Genomic DNA, 6990 nt, shown 5'->3' with positions numbered 1-6990 from the left:
TGTCGAACGGCTCGACCATCACCATTGACGCGGGCCAGACCACTGGCACCGTCAACGTGCCGACCGCGGCCAACGACGTTTACAACAATGGCAGCACCGTCAGCACCACCATCACTGGCGCTACCGGTGGCAACTTCGAAAACCTGGTGCCGAACCCGACGCCAGCGACCACCACCATCACCGACTCGGTCGACAACACCGGCCTGAGCCTCAGCGCCACCGGCACGGTGGCTGAAGGTGGTTCGATCGTTTACACAGCGACCCTGACCAATCCAGCCGGCACGCCAGTGACCGTGACCCTTTCGAACGGTTCTGTCATCACTATCGACGCTGGCAACACCACCGGCACCGTGACAGTCCCGGCGCCTGCTGATGACGTCTATAAAGATGCCGGCAAAGTCGAAGCGACCATTGCCACGGTTACCGGCGGCAATTTCGAGAACCTTGTCCCGAGTACCACGCCAGCGGTGACCGAAGTCACTGACACCGTCGACACTTCGACCGTGAAACTGACTGCCGATACTTCGGTGGCTGAAGGTGGCACCGTCACTTACACCGCCACCGTTGGTGCGCCAGTGACCGGCTCGCCGGTTGTCGTGACACTGGCCAACGGTCAGAGCATCACCATCGCCGTCGGCCAGACCACTGGCACCGTGACCGCTGCCGCGCCGAACGATGCGCTGGCCGGTAATGCACCGCTGACCAACTCGATCACCGGCGTTTCCGGCGGCAACTACGAAGACCTCGTGGCCGACAAGACGCCGGTTTCGACCACCGTGACTGACGTCGCGGACACCACCAACCTGTCGCTGAGTGCCACTGGTTCTGTGGCTGAGGGCGGTCAGATCACCTACACCGCCACCCTGACCAACGCTGCTGGTTCGCCAGTCACCGTGACTCTGTCGAACGGTGCCGTGATCACCATTGATGCCGGCAATACGTCCGGCACCGTGACCGTTCCGGCGCCTGCCGATGACGTCTATATAGACGCTGGCAAAGTCGAAGCGACCATTGCCACGGCGACTGGCGGCAATTTCGAGAACCTGGTGCCGAGCACCGTTCCAGCCGTCACTGACATTACCGACACCGTCGATACTTCGACCGTCAAACTGACTGCCGACACCTCGGTCGCTGAAGGTGGCACCGTCACCTACACCGCCACCGTTGGCGCGCCGGTGACTGGCTCGCCGGTCGTGGTGACATTGGCCAACGGCCAGAACATCACCATCGCTGTCGGCCAGACCACTGGCTCCGTGACCACCACCGCACCGAACGATGCATTGGTTGGCCAAGCCCCGGTCACCAACTCGATCACCAACGTAACCGGCGGCAACTACGAAAACCTCGTGGCCGACAAAACCCCGGTCAGCACCACCGTGACCGACACCACTGACACCACCAACCTGTCGCTGAGTGCGACCGGTTCCGTGGCCGAAGGTGGCCAGATCACCTACACCGCGACCCTGACCAACGCTGCGGGCTCACCAGTCACCGTGACGCTGTCGAACGGTGCCGTGATCACCATTGATGCCGGCAAAACGTCCGGCACCGTGACCGTTCCGGCGCCTGCCGATGACGTCTATATAGACGCTGGCAAAGTCGAAGCGACCATTGCCACGGCGACTGGCGGCAATTTCGAGAACCTGGTGCCGAGCACCGTTCCAGCCGTCACTGACATTACCGACACCGTCGATACTTCGACCGTCAAACTGACTGCGACCGAGTCCGCTGCAGAAGGTGGCACGGTCACTTACACCGCGACTGTGGGTGCACCGGTGACGGGTTCTCCAGTGACCGTGACCCTGGCTAACGGCCAGACCATCACCATCGGTGTCGGCCAGACCTCCGGCACTGCGACAACGACTGCCCCGAACGATGCATTGACCGGCCATGCACCGCTGGTCAACTCGATCACCGACGTAACCGGCGGCAACTACGAAAACCTCGTGGCCGACAAAACCCCGGTCAGCACCAGCGTGACCGACACCACTGACACCACCAATCTGTCGCTGAGTGCGACCGGTTCCGTGGCCGAGGGTGGCCAGATCACCTACACCGCGACCCTGACCAACGCTGCGGGCTCGCCCGTTACCGTGACCCTGTCGAACGGTTCGGTGATCACCATTGAGGCCGGTAAGACTACCGGCACCGTGACTGTTCCAGCGCCAGCCGATGACGTCTACAAGGACGCCGGCAAAGTCGAAGTGACCATCAAGGACGCTACCGGCGGCAACTTCGAGAACCTGGTGCCGAGCACCGTTGCGGCCGTCACCGACGTGACCGATACCGTCGACACCACCACCGTCAAACTGACCGCCAGCGAAACCGCGGCTGAAGGTGGCAGCGTCATCTACACCGCTACCGTCGGCGCGCCCGTGACGGGCTCCCCTGTCGTGGTGACCCTGGCCAACGGCCAGAGCATCACCATTGCCGTGGGCCAGACCACAGGCACCGCGACCACTACCGCACCGAACGACGTATTGGCCGGCCACACACCGCTGACCAACTCGATCACCAACGTGACCGGCGGCAACTACGAAAATCTGGTCGCTGACAAAACCCCGGTCAGCACCACCGTGACCGACACCGTCGACACCACCAATATCAGCCTGAGCGCGACAGGTTCGGTCGCCGAGGGCGGCTCGATCATCTACACCGCCACATTGACCAATGCAGCCGGCACGGCCATGACCGTGACCTTGAGCAACGGCGCGGTGATCAACATCGCCAAAGGCGCGACTACCGGCACCGCCACCGTCGCTGCTCCCGACGATGACGTGTACAAGGACGCCGGCAAAGTCGACGCGAGCATCACCACGACCACCGGCGGCAACTTCGAGAACCTAGTGGTCGACAAGACCCCTGCCGTCACCGACGTTACCGACACCATCGACAACAGCACCGTTTCGCTGACCGCCACGGCGAGCATCGTTGAAGGTGGCGTGGTGGTTTACACCGCGTCCGTGACCGCGCCGGTCACCGGCTCCCCGGTTGTCGTGACCCTGTCCAACGGCCAGACCATCACCATCCCGGTCGGCGCCAGCAGCGGCAGCGCCAACTTCACTGCGCCGAACGATGCACTCGCGGGTGGCAACACCCTGAGCGTGAAGATTGACGGCACCAGCGGCGGCAATTACGAAAATCTGGTGGCGGACAAAACGCCGGCCGTGACTTCGGTAACCGATACGGTCGACACCACCGACCTGTCGCTGACGGCAACCGGTTCTGTGGCCGAGGGCGGCCAGATCACTTACACCGCGACCCTGACCAACGCTGCCGGTTCGCCAGTGAATGTGACTCTGTCGAACGGCTCTGTAATCACTATCGAAGCGGGTAAAACCAGCGGCACCGTGACCGTTCCTGCGCCAGCCGATGACGTCTACAAAGACGCCGGCAAAGTCGAAGTTACCATTAAGGAAGCGACTGGCGGCAACTTCGAGAACCTGGTTCCAAGCACCACACCAGCCGTGACCGACGTTACTGACACCATCGACACCTCGACCGTCAAACTCACCGCAACCGAATCCGCGGCTGAAGGCGGCACTGTTACTTACACAGCGACTGTGGGTGCACCGGTTACCGGTTCGCCTGTGGTCGTGACCCTGGCCAACGGTCAGAACATCACCATCGGCGTCGGCCAGACCACTGGCACCGTGACCTTCACCGCACCGAATGATGCGCTGACTGGTCATGCGCCGCTGACTAACTCGATCACCGACGTAACCGGCGGCAACTACGAAAACCTCGTCGCCGACAAAACCCCGGTCAGCACAACCGTAACTGACACCGCCGACACCACCAACCTGTCGCTCACCGCTACGGGTTCGGTAAATGAAGGCGGCCAGATCACTTACACCGCGACCCTGACCAACGCTGCCGGTTCGCCAGTGACCGTGACTCTGAGCAACGGCTCTGTAATCACTATCGAAGCGGGTAAAACCACCGGCACCGTGACCGTTCCTGCGCCGACCGACGACGTCTACAAAGACGCCGGTTCCGTGCAGGCAACGATCAGCACCGCCACCGGTGGCAACTTCGAAAATCTGGTGCCGAGCACTGTGCCGGCCGTGACCACCGTCAACGACACCATCGACACCTCCACCGTGTCGCTGAGCGCCACCGCGAACGTCGCCGAAGGCGAAACCGTGGTCTACACCGCAACCGTGACCGCACCGGTGACCGGCTCCCCAGTCGTGGTGACCCTGTCCAACGGCCAGACCATCACCATCGCCGTAGGCGAAACCACCGGCACTGTGAACTTCGTCGCGCCGAACAGCCCATTGGCTGGCGGCAGCTCCCTGAGCGTGACCATCGACGGCGCCACCGGCGGCAACTACGAAAACCTCGCTATCGACGGCAAGCCCGCTGACACCGCGGTTTCGGACACCACCGACACCACCAACCTGAACCTGACCGCGACCGACTCGGTGGCTGAAGGCGGTTCGATCGTTTACACCGCGACGCTGACCAACCCGGCCGGCACGCCGGTTACGGTGACCCTGTCGAACGGCGCTGTGATCACCATCGAAGCGGGTAAAACGTCTGGAACCGTGAGCGTTGCTGCTCCGGCTGACGACGTTTACAAAGATGCTGGCAAGGTCGAGGCGACCATTTCGAGCGCCACCGGTGGCAACTTCGAGAATCTGGTGCCAAGCACCGTTCCGGCCGTCACCAACGTTACCGATACCATCGACACCACCACCGTCAAACTGACCGCGACCGAGTCGACGGCTGAGGGTGGCACTGTCACTTACACCGCAACTGTCGGCGCGCCAGTAACCGGTTCGCCTGTTGTAGTGACCCTGGCTAACGGTCAGACCATCACCATCGGCGTTGGCCAAACCACTGGCACCGCGACCACCATTGCGCCAAACGACGCGTTGGCTGGTCATGCGCCGATTACCAATGCGATCACCGAGGTGAGCGGCGGTAATTACGAAGATTTGGTGGCTGACAAAACCCCGGTTTCGACAAACGTCACTGACACCGTCGACACCACCAACCTGTCGCTGACGGCAACCGGTTCTGTGGCCGAGGGTGGTCAAATCACCTACACCGCCACTCTGACCAACGCTGCTGGTTCGCCAGTGACCGTGACTCTGAGCAACGGCTCGGTAATCACCATTGAGGCGGGTAAAACCACCGGCACCGTGACCGTTCCGGCTCCGACCGATGACGTTTACAAAGACGCGGGCAAAGTCGAAGCGACCATTGCCACGGCTACCGGCGGCAACTTCGAGAATCTGGTGCCGAGCACCGTTCCGGCCGTTACCGACGTTACTGACACCGTCGACACCTCGACCGTGAAACTGACTGCCGATACTTCGGTGGCTGAAGGCGGCACCGTCACTTACACCGCAACTGTTGGCGCCCCGGTGACTGGCTCCCCGGTTGTCGTGACCCTGGCCAACGGCCAGAACATCACCATCGCTGTTGGCCAGACCACGGGCACCGTGACCGCTGCCGCGCCGAACGATGCGCTGGCCGGCAATGCACCGCTGACTAACTCGATCACAGGCGTTTCCGGCGGCAACTACGAAGATCTCGTGGCTGACAAGACGCCGGTTTCGACCACCGTGACTGATGTCGCCGACACCACCAACTTGTCGCTGACCGCGACCGGTTCTGTGGCCGAGGGTGGTCAAATCACCTACACCGCCACCCTGACCAACGCTGCTGGCTCGCCAGTGACCGTGACTCTGAGCAACGGCTCTGTCATCACTATCGAAGCGGGTAAAACCACCGGCACCGTGACCGTTCCGGCTCCGACCGATGACGTTTACAAAGACGCGGGCAAAGTCGAAGCGACCATTGCCACGGCTACCGGCGGCAACTTCGAGAATCTGGTGCCAAGCACCGTTCCGGCCGTTACCGACGTCACTGACACCGTCGACACCTCGACCGTGAAACTGACTGCCGATACTTCGGTGGCTGAAGGCGGCACCGTCACTTACACCGCAATTGTTGGCGCCCCGGTGACTGGCTCCCCGGTTGTCGTGACTCTGGCCAACGGCCAGAACATCACCATCGCTGTCGGCCAGACCACTGGCACCGTGACCGCTACCGCACCGAACGATGCGCTGGCCGGCAATGCACCGCTGACTAACTCGATCACAGGCGTTTCCGGCGGTAATTACGAAGATTTGGTGGCTGACAAAACCCCGGTTTCGACAAACGTCACTGACACCGTCGACACCACCAACCTGTCGCTGACCGCGACCGGCAGCGTGGCCGAGGGTGGTCAAATCACCTACACCGCCACTCTGACCAACGCTGCTGGCTCGCCAGTGACCGTGACTCTGAGCAACGGCTCTGTCATCACTATCGAAGCGGGTAAAACCACCGGCACCGTGACCGTTCCGGCTCCGACCGATGACGTTTACAAAGACGCGGGCAAAGTCGAAGCGACCATTGCCACGGCTACCGGCGGCAACTTCGAGAATCTGGTGCCAAGCACCGTTCCGGCCGTTACCGACGTCACTGACACCGTCGACACCTCGACCGTGAAACTGACTGCCGATACTTCGGTGGCTGAAGGCGGCACCGTCACTTACACCGCAATTGTTGGCGCCCCGGTGACTGGCTCCCCGGTTGTCGTGACTCTGGCCAACGGCCAGAACATCACCATCGCTGTCGGCCAGACCACTGGCACCGTGACCGCTACCGCACCGAACGATGCGCTGGCCGGCAATGCACCGCTGACTAACTCGATCACAGGCGTTTCCGGCGGTAATTACGAAGATTTGGTGGCTGACAAAACCCCGGTTTCGACAAACGTCACTGACACCGTCGACACCACCAACCTGTCGCTGACCGCGACCGGCAGCGTGGCCGAGGGTGGTCAAATCACCTACACCGCCACTCTGACCAACGCTGCTGGTTCGCCAGTGACTGTGACTCTGAGCAACGGCTCTGTCATCACTATCGAAGCGGGTAAAACCACCGGCACCGTGACCGTTCCGGCTCCGACCGATGACGTCTACAAAGATG

At 61.9% G+C, this 6990-nt stretch carries 1 protein-coding gene; it reads left to right on the top strand.

What is annotated here, in order from left to right; all coding sequences use genetic code 11:
* Window positions 1-6990, top strand: a 6990-nt coding sequence (locus IEQ42_RS27065) for an immunoglobulin-like domain-containing protein (protein WP_338109829.1), incomplete at both ends; no start/stop codon positions are given.

The sequence above is a fragment of the Pseudomonas iridis genome (assembly GCF_017980685.1).
Classification (GTDB): Bacteria; Pseudomonadota; Gammaproteobacteria; order Pseudomonadales; family Pseudomonadaceae; genus Aquipseudomonas; species Aquipseudomonas iridis.
Note: the sequence above shows the minus strand (reverse complement) of the source record. Positions and strands in the feature narration are given on the sequence as shown.